The organism is Deinococcus ficus (assembly GCF_003444775.1).
GTDB classification, from domain to species: Bacteria; Deinococcota; Deinococci; order Deinococcales; family Deinococcaceae; genus Deinococcus; species Deinococcus ficus.
Genome location: NZ_CP021083.1, coordinates 194,559 through 214,094, shown reverse-complemented (window position 1 = coordinate 214,094; position 19,536 = coordinate 194,559). Strand labels below are relative to the sequence as shown.

Here is a 19,536-nt window from a genome sequence, read left to right as displayed (position 1 = left end):
AACGCGCATGCAGAGGGTCGAACGGAATGCGGATGTGATCGTCGTGGGCGCCGGTCTGGCCGGGCTGGTCGCGGCGGCAGAACTGGCGGACGCCGGGAAGCAGGTCATGTTGCTCGATCAGGAAGGGGAGCAGAACCTGGGCGGGCAGGCGCACTGGTCCTTTGGGGGCCTGTTCTTCGTGGATAGCCCCGAGCAGCGCCGTCTGGGCATCCGGGATTCGCTGGACCTCGCGCAGCGCGACTGGGAGGTCAGCGCCGCGTTCGACCGCCCCGAAGACCACTGGCCGCGGCAGTGGGCGCAGGCGTACCTGGAGTTCGCTGCCGGTGAAAAACGCGCGTGGCTGCACGCCCAGGGCATGCGCTGGTTCCCGGCGGTGGGCTGGGCGGAGCGCGGCGGGGCGGGTGCGGGCGCGCCGGGGAACAGCGTGCCGCGCTTTCACGTGACCTGGGGCACCGGGCCGGGCGTGCTCGAACCCTTCGAACGCCGGGTGCGCGCGCACGCGCAGGCGGGGCGGATCACCTTCCGCTTCCGGCACCGGGTGCGGGGCCTAGTGGTCACAGGCGGCATGGTCCAGGGCGTGCACGGCGAGGTGCTGGAGCCCAGCGGCGCGGCGCGCGGCGCACCGAGTTCCCGGGTCGTGCAGGGCGACTTCGAGTACGGCGCCGGGGCGGTCCTGCTGACCTCCGGCGGAATCGGCGGCAACCACGACCTCGTGCGGCAGTACTGGCCCGCCGACCGGCTCGGGCCGGTGCCGGCCACGCTGCTGTCCGGCGTGCCTCAGCATGTGGACGGCCTGATGCAGCAGCAGGCGGCCGCGCAGGGCGCTCACCTGATCAACCCGGACCGCATGTGGCACTACACCGAGGGCCTGCGCAACTGGGATCCCGTCTGGCCCCGGCACGCCATCCGCGTCCTGCCCGGGCCGAGCAGCCTGTGGCTGGACCCCACCGGGCGGCGCCTGCCGTTCCCGCACATTCCCGGCGCGAGCACGTACGACACGCTGCGGCACGTCACCACGCACGGCTACCCGCACACCTGGTTCCTGCTCAACCGCGCGATCATCAAGAAGGAATTCGCCCTGAGCGGGTCGGAGCAGAACCCGGACCTGACCGGCCGGGACCTGGCCCTCACCCTGAAACGCGTGGGCAAGAACCCCACCGCGCCCGTGCAGGCCTTCATGGACCGAGGGGAGGACTTCGTGGTGCGGGGCACCCTGCGCGACCTGGTGCAGGGCATGAACGACTTGACCGGCGAACCCCTGGTGGACTACGACGTCGTGGCGGGCGAGGTCCGGGACCGCGACCTGCAGGTTCGCAACGCCGCCGGCAAGGACCCGCAGCTGGCGGTGGTCCGCGGCGCCCGCGCGATCCTCAGCGAGAAACTGATCCGAGTGGCCAAACCTGCGCCGCTCCTCGACCCGGCCGGCGGGCCACTGATCGCCGTGCGGCTGACCGTGCTGACCCGCAAATCCCTGGGCGGCCTGGAAACGGACCTGCAGGGCCGCGTGCTGCGCCCTGGAGGAGAAGTGTTCTCCGGCCTGTACGCCGCCGGGGAGGTTGCCGGTTTCGGCGGTGGCGGCTACCACGGCTACCGCGCGCTGGAAGGTACATTCCTGGGCGGCTGCCTGTTCAGCGGGCGAGTGGCGGGCCGGGCCATCGCGGCCGCGCTGTAACCCCCCCCAATCCGGTGCCCGCGGCAGGAGGTTGCCCAGGCGGGCGGGTGCCATGATGGGCGGGTGACTCCCCAGTTTCCCTGGCTCGCGGCGCCGCCGGCGGGCCTGACTCCTGTTTCCCCGTCGCCGTCCGTGCGGCTGCCCGTGTATGCCCGGCAGGGCATGGTGGCGACCAGCCAGCCACTCGCGGCGCAGGTGGGGCTGCACGTCCTGCGGTCCGGCGGGAACGCCGTGGACGCCGCCGTGGCGACCGCCGCCGCGCTGACCGTGCTGGAGCCCACCAGCAACGGCATCGGCGGGGACCTGTTCGCGCTCGTGTGGGCGGACGGCGCCCTGCACGCCCTGAACGCCTCGGGCTGCGCGCCCGCGCTGCTGGGCCCGGACGCCCTGGAGGGCGGCGTGATGCCGTCCCACGGCTGGCTGCCGGTGACGGTGCCCGGCGCGCCGCGCGGCTGGGCGGACCTGCACGGCCGCTTCGGGCGCTTGCCGTTCACGGAGGTGCTCGCGCCCGCCATTCACTACGCCCGGCACGGGTACCCGCTCTCCCCGGTGCTGGCGGAGAACTGGCAGCGCGGCATCCGCGCGCACCGGGCCCGGACGGACGCGGTGTTCGACGAGTGGACCCGCACTTTCGCGCCCCAGGGCTTCACGGCGCAGTCCGGTGAACTGTGGCGGTCCGAGGCGCACGCCCGCACCCTGGAACGCATCGCCGCGACGAACGCCGAGGCCTTCTACGACGGGGACCTCGCCCGCGCCATCGACGCGCATGCCCAGGCGACCGGCGGCCTGCTGCGCGCCTCGGACCTGGGCGCGCACCAGAGCGACTGGGTGACGCCCATCCGCGTGCGCTACCGCGACCACGACGTGTGGGAGATCCCGCCGAACGGACAGGGCATCGCCGCGCTGATCGCCCTGGGCCTCCTGGAGGGCATGGACCTCCCGGACTGGCGCGAGGACCCCGCCGGGCTGCACCTGCAGATCGAGGCGATGAAGCTGGCGTTCATCGACGCGCACCGCTACGTGGCCGACCCGCGGCACGTGCACGTGCCGGTCGAGGCCCTGCTCAGCGAGCCGTACCTGGCGGCCCGGCGCGCATTGATCGGCCCGGAGGCCCTGACCCCGGAGGCCGGCGATCCGAACGGGCACGGCACCGTGTACCTCGCCGCGGCGGACGGGGACGGCGTGATGGTCAGCCTGATCCAGAGTAACTACATGGGTTTCGGCAGCGGCGTGGTCGTGCCCGGCACCGGCATCGGCCTGCACAACCGCGGGCACAACTTCAGCCTGGACCCCGCGCACCCCAACGTCCTGGCGCCCGGCAAGCGGCCCTACCACACCATCATCCCCGGCTTCCTGACCCGCGCGGACGGCGTGCCGGTCGGCCCGTTCGGTGTGATGGGCGGCTTCATGCAGCCGCAGGGGCACCTGCAGGTCATCCTGAACACCCTGCGCTACGGCCTGAACCCGCAGCAGGCGCTGGACACGCCCCGCTGGCAGTGGACCGGCGGGAAGCGCGTGGAGGTCGAGCACGCCCTGGGTGCCGGCGTGGCCCGCGCCCTGCAGGCCCGTGGGCACGACCTGCACGTGGAACTCAACCCCGGCGCGTTCGGCCGCGGGCAGATCATCTGGCGGGACCCCGAGACGGGCGTGCTGGCCGGCGGCACCGAAACCCGCGCCGACGGCCTCGTGGCGGCGTACTGATGGTCGTGGCCGCCACCCTCCTGATCGGCGTGCTCGCCGGCATTCTCGGCGCCATTCTGGGCCTGGGCGGGGGCGTGGTCGTGGTGCCCACGCTGGAGTTCGCGCTGCCGCGCCTGGGGCACCCGATCACGCTGCAGCAGGCCATCGCGGTCAGCCAGTTCAGCGTACTGGCGGTCGGCCTGTCCGGCGCGGCCGCGTACCTGAAACAGGGCCTCGTGCAGGCCCGCACCGGGTACCTGCTCAGTCCCTACACCATCCTGGGAGGCACGGTCGGCAGCGTGCTGGTGCTGATCCTGCCGGCCCGGACGGTCGCCACGGTGTTCGCGGCGCTGCTGCTGTACTCGGCCTTCAACCTGCTGCGCGCCATGAAGCGCGCGGAAACCCAGCGGCCCGAAAGCGCGTGGCTGCGGCCCGGCATGACCTTCGCCGGCGTCATGAGCGGCCTGCTCGGCATCGGCGGCGGGACGGTGCAGGTGCCGGTCATGAACCTGCTGGGCGGCGTGCCCATCCGCCAGGCGATCGCCACGAGCACCTTCATCATGGGCCTGACCGCCGTGGCGAACGCCCTGATCCAGCAGGCCGCCGGGATGCTCGACCCGCAGCTGGCCTGCGCCATCGCCCTGGGCGTGCTCGTCGGCGCGCGCCTGGGCGCGGGACTGCAGAAACGCATCCCGGACCGGGAACTCAAGTTCTTCTTCTCGCTGCTGCTGGTGTTCACCGCCGGGCAGCTGCTGTGGAAGTACTGGGGGACCGCGTGACCGGCCCGGATGAGCGGGCGCAGTCCCAGGCGCACGTCCTGCCGGATGGACTCTACCCCGGGGCGTTCTGGGTCGCGCTGCCCGTCCTGGCACTGAGCCTGCTGGTGCCCGCCTGGGCGGGCCTGGGCCTGTGGTTCATGATGCTGCTCCCGGCGCTGGCCGCGCTGGTGGTGATCGTCCGCAACTGGCGCCGCGATCGCCGCGTGAGCCTCGCCGCCCTGACCGCCCTGCTGGGGCTGGGCCTGGTGTACGTGGTGAAGGGCTGGCTGGCCGGGCTCGCCGGCTCCTGACCGGGAGCGGACTCGGCTGCAACGGGGAATGCAGGCGATTCTCAAGAACCCTTGAGTGAGCCTGAACGCGGCGCGGGCCCGGCCGGGGGGTGGGATACAACAGATTGAACCCCGATCCCGCCTTTCCAGGAGACCCCATGAACAAGCACCGTGAGATCTACAGCCGCACCGAAAACGGCGCCGTCCAGCTGGCGGCCGGCGTGGACCGCTGGCACCTGTACGACGATTACGTCCACCTCGCGCCGCAGGACACCACCGGCGGGCTGCTGCGCTTCGACGCGCAGCTGATGCCGTTCGTGGACCACCCGGCGCAGCAGGCGTTGGTGATCGTCGATATGCAGAACGATTTTTTGTCCCCGGGCGGCTGGACGGACGCTTCGGGCCTGGACTACCGCAAGTGCCGCGCGGCCCTGCCGGGCGTGATCCGCGCGCTGGAAGTCGCGCGGCAGCGGCAGATGTGGGTGATCTGGGTGTACTGGCACAACCGCCCGGACCTGCGCAACCTCGGCGCGCCCACCCTGTACTCCTTCAAGCACAAACCCAGCCAGAAAGGCATCGGGGAGATGCTCGAGCGCGGCCCGGTGCTGACCGAAGGGTCCTGGGGCGCGCGCATGGCGGACGAACTGCTGCCCCTGATGCGCCCGGAGGACGTCTGCGTGGAGAAGGTGCGCATGAACGGCTTTGTCGGCACGCACCTGGAGCAGGTGCTGCGCACGCAGGGCATCGAGACGCTGCTGTTCGCCGGCGTGAACATCGACCAGTGCGTCACCTCCACCATGGAGGAGGCGTACTTCCGGGATTACAACACGGTCCTGATCGAGGACGCCTGCGCGACCTCCAGCCCGGACTACTGCCAGCAGGCGGTGGTGTTCAACGCCCGCAACTGCTGGGGATTCTCCCTGACGACCGAACAGCTCGCCGCCGCCACGCCCTTCAGCGGGCCGGAGGCCGCGGGTGAACAGAGCGCCGCGTCACCGGAGCAGCGACCCGGGAAGTGACCCCGGGGGCCAAGGGAAGCGCGGCAGGCCCCGCTTCCCTGGCGATGACGCTGGCAGGTGTGGCCGGGTTCGTGGACGCGGTGGGCGCCACGCTGCTGGGTGGCCTGTTCGTCTCGTTCATGAGCGGGAACACCACGACCGCCGGGTTGTCCCTCGGGCAGGGCGGGTGGACCAGGGCCCTGCACGCCGGCCTGCCGGTGCCGCTGTACGTGCTGGGCGCGGTGTGCGGCACCCTGCTGCTGGGTCAGGCAGGGCGCCGGGCGAGGCCGCTGGCCTTTCTGTTGACGGCCGTGTTTCTCAGCCTGTTCGGCCTGCTCGCGCACGCCTCACCGGAGACCGAGTGGAAACAGGGGCCGGTGGCCACCTCGCTCCTCGTCTTCCCGATGGGCGTGATGAACGCCATGCTCCGCAGCGTGGGCCGCACGTCTGTGGGTCTCACCTACATCACGGGGTCCCTGTCGTCCTTCGCGGAGACCCTCGCAGGGTTCCTGGCCGGGCAGGGGGGTCCTGGTGACCGCAGGAAACTGCGGCTCTACGGCGGCCTGTGGCTCAGCTTCTTCCTCGGCGCCGCGCTGGGTGGCCTGACGGTCCTTCACTGGTCCGTCCGGGCGGTCGCGGTGCCTGTCCTTCTGCTCCTGGTCCTGGCCGCGGTGACCCTGCGGGGAGAGCTGTTGGCCAACGACCGCTGAAGTTCAGCCGCTTGCCCCGCTGCTAGGGTGGGGCATGAGCCGAACAGTCGCCGTCGGGGCCGGTCTAGCCGGCCTGTGCGCCGCGCGCACCCTGCAGCGCGCCGGGCAGCAGGTCGAGGTGCTGGAAGCGGGCACGCACCTGGGCGGGCGGGTCTGGACCCGCGAGGTGCAGGGCTTCACGATGGACGCCGGGTTCATCGGCATGTTCACCGACTACCCCGCCGCACGCCGGCAACTCGATTACGGCGCGCTGGACCTCGTGCCGCTGCTGCCGTCCGCCGTGCTGCACCTCGGGCCAGGGCAGGCGCCTACCCTGGGTGACCCGCGCCGTGACCCGGGGGCATGGTGGGATGACCTGAGTGCCGACATCCTCAGCGTCGGGGACCGGGTGCTGGCCGCCCGACTGGCGGCCGAACTGCTCGCGCACCGCCCGGAGACACTGCTGAACGGGCCGTCCGTCGCCACCCGCGCTTATCTCACCGACCTGGGCTTCAGCGAGCGCGCCATCCTGCACTTCTTCACGCCGTTTTTCGGGGGGCTGGTTCTGGACCGGGCACTGCACACCTGCTCGGCGCTGTTCCGGTACTACTTCCGGATGCTCCTGACCGGCCAGGTGGCAATTCCCCGCGCGGGCATGGGCCGCATTCCCGAACAGCTCGCCCGGGACCTGACGGTCCGGACCGGCACGCGCGTCCTGGGCCTGGACACAGGCGGGAGCGGCGTCCGCCTGCGCACCACCGCCGGGGACATCCAGGCTGACCAAGTGGTCCTGGCGACCGACCCGAACACGGCCGCGGAGCTGCTGGGCGAACCGGCCGGGGAGCGGCGCCCGGTGCGGCGCGGCAGTCTGGGCAGCACGTACCTGCATTTCACGGTGCCGGCCTCGGCCGGGCCGGGCGGCGCGGACCGCCAGCCCCGGTTGCAGCTGAACGCCCGGACAGACGGGCTGATCAACCAAGTGCTGTGGACGAGTGCCGTCTTCCCGAACCGCGTGCCCGAGGGGCAGGCGCTGCTGATCGTGTCGGTGTGGGGCGTGCCGGACCTGCCAGACGAGGGCCTGATCAGCGAGGTGCGGCGGGAGCTCACGGCCTGGTGGGGCGCCGAGGCAAGCGCCCTGCGGCCCCTGCACATCGAACGCATCCCGCACACCCAGTACCCGCAGCCGCCCGGGTACCGCGACACCCTGCCCGGGCACGCCACGGCGTTGCCGGGCGTGGTGCTCGCCTCCGAGGCGACCTCCCTGAGCGGCATTCAGGGCGCACTGGAAAGCGGGGAGAAGGCCGCGGCCGCCCTGCTCGGCGACCTGGAGACCCTCAGCCGCCCGCGCGGGGCGTAGGGCAGCGCACCCCGTCTAGCAGGCTGATCCTGGCGCAGGGCTTCATCGGCCCTTAGGGCTTGCGCTCCGGTCTGTCCGGGGTCACGTTCTGCGCGCGCGGGTCTGGGATGATGCGCGGGTTTGCCCCCTGCCCCGCTTCCTGCACGCCCCTGGAGTCCTGCCTGATGACCACTGCCCCCGCCGCCCTGAGTCCTGAACATGCCCGCCTGCGCCAGCTCGCCACGGTGGGCCTGATCCTGGGCGTGTTCCTGAACGCCCTGGAGTCCAGCGTGGTGTCCACTGCCATGCCCAGCGTGATCGCCGACCTGCGCGGCTCGGATCTGTACGCCCTGCCGTTCGCGGTGTACATGCTCAGCGCGACCGTCACCAGCCCGCTATGGGGGAGGGGCTCGGACATCGCGGGCCGCAAGAAGCTCTACCTGACTGGCATGGCCCTGTTCCTGATCGGGTCGGCGCTGTGCGGCGCGGCGCAGAGCATGGGCGGCCTGATCGGCGCGCGCGCCCTGCAGGGCCTGGGCGCCGGGGCGCTCCTCACCATCAGCCTGACCATCGTGGGCGAACTGTACGAACTGCAGGAGCGGGCGAAGGTGCAGGCCTTCATCAGCGGCGTGTGGGGCATCTCGGGCCTGGCCGGGCCGCTGCTGGGCGGCTTCCTGACCGACACGCTGTCCTGGCGCTGGACCTTCTACGTGTCCCTGCCGTTCGGCGTGGCGGCGTTCGTGATGGTGCTGCGTTACCTGCGGGAGACCGGCGAGCGGCGCCCCGCGCAGCTCGACTGGCTGGGGGCGGCGCTGTTCACGGTGGGCAGCGGTTTGACCATCTGGGGCCTGGAACTGAAGATCTGGCCGCTGGTCGCCCTGGGCCTGGCGGTCCTGGCCGCGGCCGTCTTCCTGGAGGCCCGGCACCCCAGTCCGCTGCTGCCCATGCAGGCCCTGCGCGAGCGGGTGCCGGCCGTGGCGTTCGCCGGGAATTTCCTGGGCGGCGCGGCGTACTTCGGCGTGATCGCTTACCTGCCGCTGTACGCGCAGGGCATCTCCGGCGGCGGGGCCACCTCAGCCGGCGCGATCCTGACGCCCATGCTGGTCGGCTGGACCCTGACCAGCATCCTGTCGGCCCGGCTGATGAAACGCGTGCCGCTCTCCCGGCTCGCGCAGATGGGCTTCGCGGTGCTGGTGGCCGTGTTCCTGCTGCTGACCTTCACCGTGCACGCCCCGCTGTGGATCACCAGCGTGCTCGGCTTCGTGGTGGGTATGGGCATGGGCTTTTCCATGCTGAGCCTGCTGCTCTCCGCGCAGCAGGCCGCCCGGCCGGGCGAACTGGGCGCCGTCACCAGCGGTGTGATGTTCGCCCGCCAGATGGGCGGGGCGCTGGGCGTGGCCGTGATGGCCCTGCTGATCGGCGCGGCGGCCATTCACGCCGGCGGCACGGAGCTCGCCGAGGGCCTGCGCCGAGCGTACTTCCTGGCGCTCGGCCTGGTGACCGTGGCGCTCGCCGTGACCCTGACGCTGCGCCCACGAGCAGGCGCGGGTGTGACCGGGGCGTAACACCCGCCGCCTACGCTGGGCGGCAATGCGACAAGAGGACTTGAGCGCCGGCACGCGCCCGCCGGAGCGGCCGGACGGCGTGGGGCGGGCCATCACCCTGGAACGCGAGGTGACCCTGCAGGGCGTGCGCGTGCCCGTCCGGCTGGGCGGCCTGACCTGGGGAGAGCTGAACGCCGCGCGGGACAACGCCGTGCTCGTTTGCCACTACTACACCGGCACCATGCGCGCCGCCGGCCGCAACCCCGACGGCACGCCCGCGTGGTGGGCCCCGTTGATCGGGCCGGGCCGGGCGGTGGACACGGAGAAGTTCTTCGTGGTGTGTCTGAACTCGCTCGCGAACGTGCAGGCCCGTGACCCGGGCGTGGTGACCACCGGCCCCGCCAGCCTGCACCCGGACGGGCAGCCGTGGGGCGCGCGCTTTCCCGCCTGGGACCTCGGGGACCTGCACGCCCTGCAGCTGGACCTGATGCAGGACCTCGGCGTGGAGCGCTGGCACGCCGTGATCGGCCCCAGCATGGGCGGCATGCAGGCCCTGCACTGGGCGGCCCGCACGCCGGAACTCGCGCCGCGCGTGGCGGCCGTGGCGGTCAGTCCCCGGGCCGGCCCGGTCCTGAAGGACCTGTTCGGGCCGATGCTGCGGGACATCGCCCCGGCCGGCGGCCTGGAGGGCGCGCTGCGGTTGATCTCGTACTTCGGGTTCGGCGCGGACGGCATTCAGGCGCTGTTCACCGACGCGAACTTCAGTACCTACCTGCGCACGCGCCTGGGGCAGTCCAGCCTGGAGCACGTCCTCGACCTCGGGCGCATGGTGCAGGGCCACGACCTGGACCTGGTCGCGCCGCCGGCCGAGCTGTTCCGGCGCTGGGTGGAGGTCGGCACGCGCCTGCTGACCGTGAACTTCCGCGGGGACCAGTTCTTCCCCGCCGCGGAGATGCGCACCTTCGCGCGTGCCACCGCGCAGGCGGGCGTGCACCACACCCACGTGGAACTCGACTCGGTGCACGGGCACATGGGCTGTCTGCTCGACACCCGCCTGTTCGCCCCGCACCTGCAGGCCCTGCTGCATGACCAGTCCCTCCAGCTGCCCACCCAGACCGATCTCCGAGGAGTGTCCCCGCATGCCTGACGCCATTTCGACCCGCACCCTCGTCGCCGTGCACGGCAACTTCGCGTCCGCCGCGTGGTGGCGGGACCTCGTGGCCCGCCCGCCCGCCGGCTGGCAGGTGCTCGCCCCGGACCTGCCGGGCTTCGCCGGCACGCCCCATGACGGGGACGTCAGCATTTCCGCGTACGCCGACTGGCTCGGGGCGTGGATTGCAGAGCGGAACCTGGACCGGCCGGTCCTCCTGGGGCACTCGCTGGGCGGCGCGGTGGTCCTGGACCTCGCCGCCCGCGACCCGGGCCGGTACCGGGCGCTGGTGCTCGCGGCGAGCGCGCCCCTGACCGGGCTGGTCACCCCGGAGGAGAACTACCCGGTCCTGGAAATGCTGCGCGGCACCCCGGCCCTGCTGGAGATGAGCCTGGGCGCGCTGTTCCCGTCGGGGCGCCCGGAGGACTTCGGGACCTACGTCGAGGACGGCGGGCGCATGGCCGCCGCGCACTACTCCGGGAACGCCCGCGCGCTGAGCACCTGGAGCGTGGACCCGGCCCGCCTCTCGGGGCTGCCGGTGCTCGTGATGGGCGGGGAGCTCGACGCCCTGATCACCCCGGACATGGTCCGCGCGCAGGCGCAGGCGTTGGGCGTGCCGGCCACCGTGCATCCCGGCGTGGGGCACGGCTTTCCGCAGGAGCAGCCGGACGTGTTCCGCGCGGCGCTCGCCACCTTCCTGGACTCCCTGCCGTGAGGCCGTTCGGGGGCTGGTCAGCGCCCCGGCTTTTCGCGCATACTGCCGCTCACCCCACAACCCACGCCCGCCCCTCACCCACCGGAGGAGACATGCCCGCCCGCCGCTCACCGCAGCCCAGCCCACCCGACCCTGCCGGGGTTCCCCTGTGACCTTCTGGGGCACCCCGGACGCCAGCGGCACGCCCGCCCCGCCGCCCGTGACGGCGCCCGTCGCGCTGGAAGCCCGCAACCTCGTCAAGGACTTCCGAGGCTTCCGCGCCACCAACGACGTCACCCTGCCCATCTATGAAGGTGAGATTCACGCCATCATCGGCCCGAACGGGGCGGGGAAGACCACGCTCTTCAACCTGCTCTCCGGCTTCCTGAAACCCACCAGCGGGGAAGTCCGGCTGTTCGGGGAGCGCATCGACACGCTGCCCCCGCACCGCATCGTGCGCCGCGGCCTGTCGCGGTCCTTTCAGATCAGCAGCGTGTTCCCCACCCTGACCGTGCGCGAGAACGTTCTCGTGGCGCTGCAAAGCCCCACGGCGCTGCCCGGGCAGTTCTGGACGCCGCTCTCGCGCCTGGAGACGCTGGGCGCGCGGGCCGACGAGATCCTCGCGGACGTGGGCCTGGGCGCCGCGCCCGGCCGGCTCGCGGCCGACCTCTCGCACGGCGAGAAACGCCAGCTGGAGATCGGCATCTCCCTGACTCAGGACCCCCGGGTGCTGCTGCTCGACGAACCGACGTCCGGCATGGGGTCCGAGGGGATCGCCCGGGTGATCGCCCTGGTCCGTCAGGTCGCGCGGGGCCGCACGGTCGTGCTGGTCGAACACAACATGAGCGTCGTCTCGGAACTCGCCGACCGGATCAGCGTGCTGCAGTACGGCTCCGTGATCGCCAGCGGCCGGTACGACGACGTGCGTCAGGACCCCCGCGTGATCGAGGCGTACCTCGGCGAGGAGGCCCACGGATGACCGTTCCTCACGTCGCCCCCGCTCCGGCCGTCATCCCGGCGCAGACGCCGCTGCTTTCCGTGCGGGACCTGAATGCCTACTACGGCCAGAGCCACGTGCTGCACGGCATCAACCTGCACGTGAACCCCGGCGAGGTGGTCAGCCTGATCGGCCGCAACGGCGCCGGGAAGACCACCACCCTCAAATCCATCATGGGCGTGCACCGCCAGCGGACCGGCACGGTCACCTTCGCCGGGCAGGACGTCACCCGGCTGCCCAGCAACCGCGTCGCCGCGCGCGGCCTGGCCTGGGTGCCGGAGGAACGCGCGATCCTGAGCAGCCTCACCGTCCGCGAGAACCTCGAACTGCCCCCCACCCGGCCCGGCGGCTGGACCAGTGAACGCGCCTACGAAGCCTTCCCGGTTCTGCGGGAACGCGGTCATCACCCCGGCAGCAAGCTCTCCGGCGGGGAGCAGCAGATGCTCGCCATCGTGCGCGTGCTGCGCAGCGCCCCGAAACTCCTGCTGCTGGACGAACCCAGCGAGGGCCTCGCGCCGGTGATCGTGCAGCACATCGGCCGGATCATCGAAGACCTGCGCCGCGAGGGCCTCGCGGTGCTGCTCGTGGAACAGAACCTGAAGTTCGCCACCCGCCTCGCCGACCGGCACTACGTCTTCGTGGACGGCGAGATCGTCGACGAGGTCCGCCGTGAGGACGTCGACGCCCGTGACGCCGACCTGCTCCGCTACCTCAGCGTGTAACTCCGTCTCCCCGGCCCCCCGCTCCCCACGTTCCAGGAGGAACCCCCATGCGCAAAACCACGATCACCACTCTGCTCGCCACCGCCGCCCTCGCCACCCTCACCGGCGCCCTCGCGCAGAGCGCCAAACTCACCGACAACGTCATCAAGGTCGGCGTCCTCACCGACCTGTCCGGCGTGTACTCCGAACTCGCCGGGCAGGGCAGCGTGAAAGCCGCCCAGATGGCCGCCGACGACTTCATGCGCGCCAACAAGGCGTACGCCGGCAAGGTGCAGGTCATCGGCGTGGACCACCAGAACAAGGCCGACGTCGCCAGCAACAAGGCCGCCGAGATGATCGACCGGCAGAACGTGGACGTCCTGATGGACCTCCCCACCAGCAGCGCCGCCCTGGCCGCCAGCGAGGTCGCCAAGACCAAGAAGATCCCCGTGATGGTCGTCACCGGCGGCACCACCGCCCTGACCAACGAGAAGTGCAACAAGTACACCTTCCACTACGCGTACGACAACTACATGCTCGCCAACGGCACCGGCACCGCCGTGACGAAAAAAGGCGGCAGCAGCTGGTACGTGATCTACCCCAACTACGCGTTCGGGCAGGACCTGAACAACCAGATGGTCGCCGCCATCAAGGAGAACGGCGGGAAGCTCGCCGCTCCCAGTGACGCCACGCCGTTCCCGAACACCGACTTTTCCACCTACCTGCTCAAGGCCCAGGGCATCAAACCCAAGGTCTTCGGCACCATGCAGGCCGGCAACGACCTCGTGAACGTCGTCAAGCAGTACAACGAGTTCGGCCTGCGCAAGCAGGGCATCGGCCTCGGCATCGGCCTGCTGTTCGAAACGGACGTCGCCGCCCTCGGCCAGGACGCCTTCGCCGGCGCGCTCGCCACCCTCCCGTGGTTCTGGAACCTCGACGCGCGCAGCCAGGCCTGGGCGCAGCAGTTCGAGAAGGCCTTCGGCAAGAAACCCACCTGGGCGCAGGCCGGCGTGTACAGCGCCACCATGACCTACCTGCAGGCCGTCGCCCGCGCCAAGAGTGACGACGGGGACGCCGTCGTCAAGGCGCTCGAAGGCCACAAGTTCAGCGACTTCTTCGCCCGCAACGCCACCATCCGCCCCCAGGACCACCGCGTGATCCTCGACGTGTACACCGTGCAGGTCAAACCCAAAGCCCAGGCCAAGGTGAACGGCGACTACTTCACCCGCGTCAGCACCATTCCCGCCGCCCGCGCCTTCATGCCCCTGAGCGAGAACAAGTGCAAGATGTAAGCCCCCTCCCTTCGAACCCTGGCCGTGAGGTGAGCGGCACGCCATGAACGCGCAATTCCTGCTCATCCAGGTGTTCAACGGCCTCGTGAACGGCGCCTTCTACGCCCTGCTGTCCCTGGGGCTCGCCGTGATCTTCGGGATGCTGCGCATCGTGAACTTCGCGCACGGCGCGCTGTACATGCTCGGCGCCTTCACCGCCTTCGCCCTCGGCCAGGTCTTCGGCCTGGGCTTCTGGCCCTCGCTGATCCTCGCGCCCCTGATCGTCGCCCTGCTCGGCATGCTCCTCGAACGGGGCCTGCTCTCCCGGCTGTACGGCCTGGAACCCAGCTACAACCTGCTGCTCACCTTCGGCCTGACGCTGCTCACCCAGGACCTCGTCAAACAGGTCATGCTCAGCCGCTTCGCGGTCTCCAGCGCCCCCTACACCCCGCCCGAGATGCTCAGCGGCGTCGTGAACCTCGGCTTCGTGGTGTTCCCCAAGTACCGCCTGTTCGTGATCGCGCTGGCCCTGGTGATCTGCCTGGTCACCTGGTTCGTGATCGAGAAGACCCGCGTGGGCGCCATCATCCGCGCCAGCACCGAGAACCCCGGCGTCACCCGCGCCTTCGGGATCGACGTCAGCAAATGGGTCACCGGCGTCTTCGGCGTCGGCGTGGGCCTCGCCGGACTGGCTGGTGTGCTCGCCGCCCCGATCTACTCGGTCGAACCCTACATGGGCGCCGAACTGATCATCACCACCTTCGCCGTGGTCGTCATCGGCGGCATGGGCAGCATCCTCGGCAGCGTCGTCACCGGCTTCGCGGTCGGCGTGCTCGCCGCCATCGGCTCGGCCTTCTACCCGCCCATCGCGAACACCCTGGTGTTCATCCTGATGGCGCTCGTCCTGCTCGTGCGGCCCAGCGGCCTGTTCGGCCTGCCCGAGGGGGCCCGGTGAGCGCCGTGACGCCCGCCCCCCCCGCCACGCGCGTCGCCGATCCCGGCCGCCGCGCCCGCGCCGCGTGGCTGATCGGCCTGGCCCTGCTGCTGCTCATCCTCCCGAAGCTGATCTACCCGGTTCTCGCGCTCGACATCCTCGCCTGGGGCCTGTTCGCCGTCGCGTTCGACCTGCTGTTCGGCTTCAGCGGCCTGCTGTCCTTCGGGCACGCCGCCTTCTGGGGCAGCAGCGCCTACGCCACCGCCTACCTCCTCTCCCACGGCCAGAGCGTGCCCGTCGCCCTCCTCGGCGGCACCCTCACCGCGCTCGTCCTGGCCGTGCCCATCGCGTACCTCAGCGTGCGCAGCGTCGGCATCTACTTCTCCATGATCACCCTCGCCTTCGCGCAGATGCTGTCCTTCCTCGCCCTGCAGTGGACCGCCATCACCGGCGGCGAGAACGGCCTCCAGGGCTTCGCCCGGCCCAGCTTCCTCGGCCTGGACTTCAGTGACAGCACCACCCGCTACTACTTCACCCTCGCGATCTTCACCGCCGGGTTCCTCATCGCGTACCGCGCGGTGCGCAGCCCCTTCGGGCAGGCCCTGCAGGCCGTGCGCGACAACGAACAGCGCGCCCAGAGCGTCGGCTACGACCCCGCCCGCTTCAAGTTCACCGCCTTCCTGATCAGCGCCGGCCTCGCCGGGCTCGCCGGGGCGCTCTACACCTTCGGGCACGGCGTCGTCAGCCTGGAAGTCGTCAACTGGAAGACGAGCGGCGAGGTCGTCATGATGACCCTCCTCGGCGGCACCACCACCCTGTTCGGTCCGGTGGTCGGCGCCGGCCTGGTCCTGCTTCTGCGCGACATCCTCACCACTGCCAACCTCCCGGTCGGCATCGTCACCGGCCTCGTGTTCGTCCTCGTCGTCCTGTTCTTCCGCCGCGGCGTCGTCGGCACCATTCAGCACTGGGGCAGACGAAAGTAGCGTTCGGCACAAGGTAAGGCGCGCAGGACTGATCAGTCCTGCGCGCCTCGCCCATTCATCTCTTCTCGGTGGCCTCCAGGGGCCAGTGCACCTCGAACACCAGTTCCTCGCCGTCCTCCTCGTCCACCTGGCGGCCCACCTGCCGGAACCCGAGCCGGGCCGCCAGACGCCGTGACGGGCCGTTCCCTGGCGCGATCGATGCGCGGAAGGTGGTCACCCCGGCCTCCCGGAACGCCCAGTCGAGCAGGCCCTTCACCGCCTCACTTGCGACGCCCTGGCCCCGGTGGGCTTCCAGCACGCGGTACCCGACCTCCAGCACACCCCGGTCGTCCGGCGGACCGTGAAACCCCACGTGCCCCACCAGCGGACGCCCCTCATCCCGCAGGACGATCAGGCGGTCCAGCCAGCGTTGCCGGGCCGGGTCGGCCTGCAGCTCCCCCAGCCGTAGGTGCAGGTAGCCGGCGGCTTGCTCCACCCACGCGGGCGGAATGAGCGCCCCCGAGAGCGCCTCCGCGCGTGCCAGGTCACGGGCCAGCAGGGCCTCCAGGAGCTCGGGTGTCGCCGGAAGGAGCTCGAGGCGGGCCGTGTGAATGACCGGCGGGCTCCCTTCCGGGGCTTCCTGACTGCGCGGGTTCGGCATTGCCCCGGATGCTACCCCAGCCCGGGGAAGCTGCAGGGACTGTGACCGACCTGAGGCGTGGTGGTCAGGTGGGCCGGCGCGGGGGACGCGGCTCCACTATCCTGCCGGCATGCCGCTGCTGTTCGATCTGCTGCTGGGCGTCCTGCTGGTGATCGTGCTGCAGCGCTCGGCCCGTCTGGAGCGCAAACTCGACGAGGCCCTGCGGCACCTGTCGGCCCTCCAGCCGGCACCGCCCAGTTCCGTGACGCCACCCGACGCGGTTGTGGACACGCTGCCGACTGGACCCACGGACCCACCTCAGGACCCTCACCTTCCCCCCGTGGCCGAACGTCCCCGGCCTGTCTGGCCGGAGGATCTGCCAGCGACGACCCCGTCGGCACGCGTGACGCCGCCTCAGTCCGTCGTCGAGGTGACAGGCCCGCTGGCCGCCCCGGAGACTTCAGACGCGGAGCCCCGGCCGGTCCGCTCACGCTCCTGGTTGCCGGACATCGACCTCGGCGCGCCGGAGTACAGCCGCGCGCGCATGAGCGTCATCGGCGGCGGTCTCGTGATCGCCGGCCTGGCCTGGACGCTGCGCGCCCTGGGCCTGCCGGGCTGGACGACCCTGGCGGCCGTGTACGGCTTCGCCGCGCTGCTGTGGCTGACTGCACGCAGCGTCCCTCAACCGGTGGCCGGTGCGCTGCGGGGCCTCGCGTACGCCGCGGCCGCCCTGGGCCTGGGCGGGCTCGCCGGGCCACTCGGGGACGCCGGCCCGGCCGTCGTGATGGCGGGCCTCCTAGCGTTGTCCGCGGTGATGGCGTGGCGCAGCGTGCAGGCGGGCGAACCTCTGCTCGCGGCGATGGCCACCGCCGGGGCGGCCGTGTCCACCTGGATGCTCACCGACGACCTGGGCCCCTGGTCACCGCTGGCGATGGGTCTGGCCGGACTCATCCCTGCCCTGGCGGTACCGCCCCTCATCGCCCTGCTGCCGGCTGAGCGTGCGCAAGGCGATGGCGAATCGGCCGGCCTGGCGAGGGAGGCGAGTCTGGTCCTGACCGTCCTGGCCGCCTCCGCTCTCCCCGCCGGGCACGTGCTCGCTGCGCTCAGCCACGCCGAAGGCCCGGGGACGCTCATCCGCGACCTGCACCTCGGCGGTTGGGGGCCCTGGACCTGGGCGGCCGGCAGCGTCCTGGCCCTCGGCACCGCCGCGTTCCTGCTGCGCAGTGCCCCACGCCTCCCCGGCCGGGAGGAGGCCGGTGAGCGCCCCGCGTATCGGGAACTCGGCACCGCCGCCGCTCTGTGCGCCGCTGCGCCCGCGGTCAGCGCCACCGCTGCACTCGGCGCCGGCGTCTACGAAGGGCTCCCCCAGTCGCTGGCCGCCACGCTGACCCTCGCCGCGGTCACGGCCCTGCTCGCCGCCCTGGCCTGGCGGGCCCAGCGACGGGAGGCCACCGCCGGCCGCCCCGCGAGTGCCGCCCTGACCGGCACCCTGGCGGGTGCCGCGACCGCCGGGACGACCTCCCTGGTCGGCGCGGCCCTCACCGGGTTGCTCGGTGCCCGGACCCGTCCGCTTGCCTTCGCCGGGCTCGGCGCCGCCCTCGCCGGGGTGGGCCTGGCCGCCCGCAGCCGCACCTGGGTCCGGCTCGGCGTGGGCCTGACCGGCCTGAGCCTGCTCGCCGCAGTGGCCGCGGCGGAGGATGGGGCGCCGACCCGTACCCTGGCGTGGCTGACGGCTGCGGCGCTCGCCGGCAGCTGGTTGCTGGCCCTGCGGATCAGCCTCGCCGGATGGCGTTCCGAAGCGGGTGTGCTGTCCGTCGTGACTGGGGTTGCTGCGGCGCTGATGAGCCTCTCCGGGCCCCTGGAAGCCGCGGCGGCGGCCCTGATTCCTGGTGCGCTGCTGTGGATCACGTCACGCGCGAGCAAAGGTGGAGTCAACCCCGGCAGTCCTTTCGTGCCCCTGCGTGCCGGCCTTCAGGTCACGGCAACGGTTGGGGCCCTCTCTACCGCCATCCCCAGCGCGACGGGCGCGTGGCCGGGCGACTTCACCAGTTGGGCCCTGCTCTGGGCTGCTTTGGTCGGCAGCGTCCTGGCCCTGCTCGCCTCCCGCGCCGATCCATCCCCCGCCCCGGTCACGGTGACAGACCCGGCGGGCACCACGGCGTCCCCCCTGCCTCTTCTGGCCCCCACCTCGCAGCACGCCGCCTGGGGCGCGACCACGGCCCTGCTGGCGGCGGCCAGCTTCCTGGCCGGAGCCAGTGCCGGGTCCGCTGCCGCCCTTGCCCTGGCCGGAATGGCGGCGGTCAGCCACCTGGTCGGGCTGCGCCGCGGCCCCCTGCTGTCCGGTCTCGCCCTCGTGACGGCCGCCCTGCTGGTTACCGCCGAGACTGTCGACCTCGTGTTGAATCACCTGTGGCCCACCCATGAAGGTCAACAGGTGCGAGCGGATACCGTCTTACTCCGCTGGCTCCCGCTCGCCGCGTGGAGTGGTCTGGGCATCTGGGCCCTCCTGCACACTCCCACGGGCCGTTCCCTGTGGGTGCGCTGGACCCGGACTTTCGCGCGGGCCACCCTGCCTCCGATGCCCGCCCGGATTCTCCGGGCACCATTGATCGCCACCGGACTGGCCCTCGCTTCGCTGACCCTGTGGGTCTGGCTGCCCTCTGCTCTCTCGCGCCAGTTGGACGGGCCGCTCGCGACCCTGGGCAGCCTCGGAGCCCTGGCCACCGGCGTGCTCGTCGCCCTCGGCGCGTGGCGTTGGGGCGGCGTCGGGCGCGGCGGTGCCCGCCCACTCTGGGACATGGGCGTGGGGATCGGCGCCGTGGCCGGTGGGAAGGCCGCGGTACTGGACGCCGCCCTGTACGCCAACTCACGGGCAGCCAGTGGCCTGGCCGTACTGGTAACCGGGCTGGCCCTGCTGCTGCTCGCTGTGCGGGCCCCACGACCCGGACCCGGAGAAGGGGAAGACGGTACGGAATCTGATCCCGGGGCGGCCCTGACCGCCCGCCTGCAGGTCAGCCCTGGTGGGCCGATCGCGGACCCGCCGCGTGCCGGAGAGTAAGCGCACGCAGCGTGTCCAACAGACCGCGAACGTCCTGTTCCGTGGACGCTTCCACGTACAGGCGCACGACCGGCTCGGTGCCGGAAGGACGGACCATCGCGAATCCGCCAGGGAAGCTCAGTTTGACGCCGTCCACAGTGGTCACCTCCATGCCCTAGTCCG

Annotated in this window: 18 protein-coding genes; 16 read left to right on the top strand and 2 right to left on the bottom strand. The window is 71.8% G+C overall.

Features of this window, described 5'->3' with window-relative positions; all coding sequences use genetic code 11:
* Window positions 1-7 precede the first annotated feature (7 nt).
* From DFI_RS17410 to DFI_RS17340, 15 genes are all read left to right on the top strand, one after another.
* Window positions 8-1,672 (top strand): FAD-binding dehydrogenase, encoded by a 1,665-nt coding sequence (locus DFI_RS17410; RefSeq protein WP_027462185.1) that lies wholly within the window; start codon window positions 8-10, stop codon window positions 1,670-1,672.
* A gap of 162 nt (window positions 1,673-1,834) precedes the next feature.
* Window positions 1,835-3,373, top strand: coding sequence for a gamma-glutamyltransferase family protein (locus DFI_RS17405; RefSeq protein ID WP_051307579.1), 1,539 nt, complete (start codon window positions 1,835-1,837; stop codon window positions 3,371-3,373).
* Window positions 3,373-4,131: a sulfite exporter TauE/SafE family protein gene (locus DFI_RS17400; RefSeq protein WP_027462183.1), complete on the top strand. Its 759-nt coding sequence runs from the start codon at window positions 3,373-3,375 to the stop codon at window positions 4,129-4,131. The genes DFI_RS17405 and DFI_RS17400 overlap by 1 nt, the downstream gene beginning before the upstream one ends.
* Window positions 4,128-4,421, top strand: coding sequence for a hypothetical protein (locus tag DFI_RS17395; RefSeq protein ID WP_043777310.1), 294 nt, complete (start codon window positions 4,128-4,130; stop codon window positions 4,419-4,421). The genes DFI_RS17400 and DFI_RS17395 overlap by 4 nt, the downstream gene beginning before the upstream one ends.
* 137 nt (window positions 4,422-4,558) lie before the next feature.
* Window positions 4,559-5,419 carry a cysteine hydrolase family protein gene (locus DFI_RS17390; protein ID WP_027462181.1) on the top strand — a complete coding sequence of 287 codons (861 nt, stop codon included), beginning with the start codon at window positions 4,559-4,561 and terminating at the stop codon, window positions 5,417-5,419.
* A 44-nt stretch (window positions 5,420-5,463) separates the two neighbouring features.
* Window positions 5,464-6,108, top strand: coding sequence for a YoaK family protein (locus DFI_RS17385; RefSeq protein WP_051307503.1), 645 nt, complete (start codon window positions 5,464-5,466; stop codon window positions 6,106-6,108).
* A 34-nt stretch (window positions 6,109-6,142) separates the two neighbouring features.
* Window positions 6,143-7,444: an NAD(P)/FAD-dependent oxidoreductase gene (locus DFI_RS17380; RefSeq protein ID WP_027462180.1), complete on the top strand. Its 1,302-nt coding sequence runs from the start codon at window positions 6,143-6,145 to the stop codon at window positions 7,442-7,444.
* 164 nt (window positions 7,445-7,608) lie between these two features.
* Complete coding sequence (locus DFI_RS17375; protein WP_027462179.1) at window positions 7,609-8,988, top strand: MDR family MFS transporter; 1,380 nt, start codon at window positions 7,609-7,611, stop codon at window positions 8,986-8,988.
* A gap of 25 nt (window positions 8,989-9,013) precedes the next feature.
* The gene (locus DFI_RS17370) at window positions 9,014-10,114 is read left to right on the top strand and encodes an alpha/beta fold hydrolase (RefSeq protein ID WP_051307502.1); all 1,101 of its coding nucleotides are present in this window, start codon (window positions 9,014-9,016) and stop codon (window positions 10,112-10,114) included.
* Window positions 10,107-10,832: an alpha/beta fold hydrolase gene (locus tag DFI_RS17365; RefSeq protein ID WP_027462178.1), complete on the top strand. Its 726-nt coding sequence runs from the start codon at window positions 10,107-10,109 to the stop codon at window positions 10,830-10,832. Before DFI_RS17370 ends, DFI_RS17365 begins: the two co-directional genes overlap by 8 nt.
* A 199-nt stretch (window positions 10,833-11,031) precedes the next feature.
* Window positions 11,032-11,790, top strand: coding sequence for an ABC transporter ATP-binding protein (locus tag DFI_RS17360; protein WP_027462177.1), 759 nt, complete (start codon window positions 11,032-11,034; stop codon window positions 11,788-11,790).
* Window positions 11,787-12,530, top strand: coding sequence for an ABC transporter ATP-binding protein (locus tag DFI_RS17355; RefSeq protein ID WP_043777221.1), 744 nt, complete (start codon window positions 11,787-11,789; stop codon window positions 12,528-12,530). Before DFI_RS17360 ends, DFI_RS17355 begins: the two co-directional genes overlap by 4 nt.
* 47 nt (window positions 12,531-12,577) lie before the next feature.
* On the top strand, window positions 12,578-13,801 hold the full coding sequence (locus DFI_RS17350; RefSeq protein ID WP_027462176.1) for an ABC transporter substrate-binding protein: 1,224 nt from the start codon (window positions 12,578-12,580) through the stop codon (window positions 13,799-13,801).
* A 43-nt stretch (window positions 13,802-13,844) separates the two neighbouring features.
* Window positions 13,845-14,735: a branched-chain amino acid ABC transporter permease gene (locus tag DFI_RS17345; RefSeq protein WP_022802997.1), complete on the top strand. Its 891-nt coding sequence runs from the start codon at window positions 13,845-13,847 to the stop codon at window positions 14,733-14,735.
* Window positions 14,732-15,697, top strand: coding sequence for a branched-chain amino acid ABC transporter permease (locus DFI_RS17340; protein ID WP_027462175.1), 966 nt, complete (start codon window positions 14,732-14,734; stop codon window positions 15,695-15,697). The genes DFI_RS17345 and DFI_RS17340 overlap by 4 nt, the downstream gene beginning before the upstream one ends.
* A gap of 55 nt (window positions 15,698-15,752) precedes the next feature.
* On the opposite strand, the gene DFI_RS17335 is transcribed toward DFI_RS17340, so the two are convergent.
* Window positions 15,753-16,337 (bottom strand): GNAT family N-acetyltransferase, encoded by a 585-nt coding sequence (locus DFI_RS17335; protein ID WP_051307501.1) that lies wholly within the window; start codon window positions 16,335-16,337, stop codon window positions 15,753-15,755.
* Window positions 16,338-16,446: 109 nt separating this feature from the next.
* Here DFI_RS17335 and DFI_RS20350 point away from each other — a divergent pair, with 109 nt between their 5' ends.
* The gene (locus DFI_RS20350; protein ID WP_027462173.1) at window positions 16,447-19,374 is read left to right on the top strand and encodes a hypothetical protein; all 2,928 of its coding nucleotides are present in this window, start codon (window positions 16,447-16,449) and stop codon (window positions 19,372-19,374) included.
* Here DFI_RS20350 and DFI_RS17325 read toward each other — a convergent pair.
* Entirely contained in the window at window positions 19,328-19,525 is a 198-nt protein-coding gene (locus DFI_RS17325) for a hypothetical protein (protein ID WP_081425731.1), read from the bottom strand. The two genes, DFI_RS20350 and DFI_RS17325, sit on opposite strands and share 47 nt — an antisense overlap.
* Window positions 19,526-19,536: the final 11 nt, after the last annotated feature.

Excerpts from the sequence above, each read along its gene's own strand:
- DFI_RS17335 (WP_051307501.1), bottom strand. The coding sequence starts at position 16,337 with ATGCCGAACCCGCGCAGTCAGGAAGCCCCGGAAGGGAGCCCGCCGGTC.
- DFI_RS17370 (WP_051307502.1), top strand. The coding sequence starts at position 9,014 with ATGCGACAAGAGGACTTGAGCGCCGGCACGCGCCCGCCGGAGCGGCCG.
- DFI_RS17410 (WP_027462185.1), top strand. The coding sequence starts at position 8 with ATGCAGAGGGTCGAACGGAATGCGGATGTGATCGTCGTGGGCGCCGGT.
- DFI_RS17350 (WP_027462176.1), top strand. The coding sequence starts at position 12,578 with ATGCGCAAAACCACGATCACCACTCTGCTCGCCACCGCCGCCCTCGCC.
- DFI_RS17405 (WP_051307579.1), top strand. The coding sequence starts at position 1,835 with ATGGTGGCGACCAGCCAGCCACTCGCGGCGCAGGTGGGGCTGCACGTC.
- DFI_RS17400 (WP_027462183.1), top strand. The coding sequence starts at position 3,373 with ATGGTCGTGGCCGCCACCCTCCTGATCGGCGTGCTCGCCGGCATTCTC.
- DFI_RS17390 (WP_027462181.1), top strand. The coding sequence starts at position 4,559 with ATGAACAAGCACCGTGAGATCTACAGCCGCACCGAAAACGGCGCCGTC.
- DFI_RS17365 (WP_027462178.1), top strand. The coding sequence starts at position 10,107 with ATGCCTGACGCCATTTCGACCCGCACCCTCGTCGCCGTGCACGGCAAC.
- DFI_RS17325 (WP_081425731.1), bottom strand. The coding sequence starts at position 19,525 with ATGGAGGTGACCACTGTGGACGGCGTCAAACTGAGCTTCCCTGGCGGA.
- DFI_RS20350 (WP_027462173.1), top strand. The coding sequence starts at position 16,447 with ATGCCGCTGCTGTTCGATCTGCTGCTGGGCGTCCTGCTGGTGATCGTG.
- DFI_RS17355 (WP_043777221.1), top strand. The coding sequence starts at position 11,787 with ATGACCGTTCCTCACGTCGCCCCCGCTCCGGCCGTCATCCCGGCGCAG.
- DFI_RS17345 (WP_022802997.1), top strand. The coding sequence starts at position 13,845 with ATGAACGCGCAATTCCTGCTCATCCAGGTGTTCAACGGCCTCGTGAAC.
- DFI_RS17385 (WP_051307503.1), top strand. The coding sequence starts at position 5,464 with ATGACGCTGGCAGGTGTGGCCGGGTTCGTGGACGCGGTGGGCGCCACG.
- DFI_RS17375 (WP_027462179.1), top strand. The coding sequence starts at position 7,609 with ATGACCACTGCCCCCGCCGCCCTGAGTCCTGAACATGCCCGCCTGCGC.
- DFI_RS17380 (WP_027462180.1), top strand. The coding sequence starts at position 6,143 with ATGAGCCGAACAGTCGCCGTCGGGGCCGGTCTAGCCGGCCTGTGCGCC.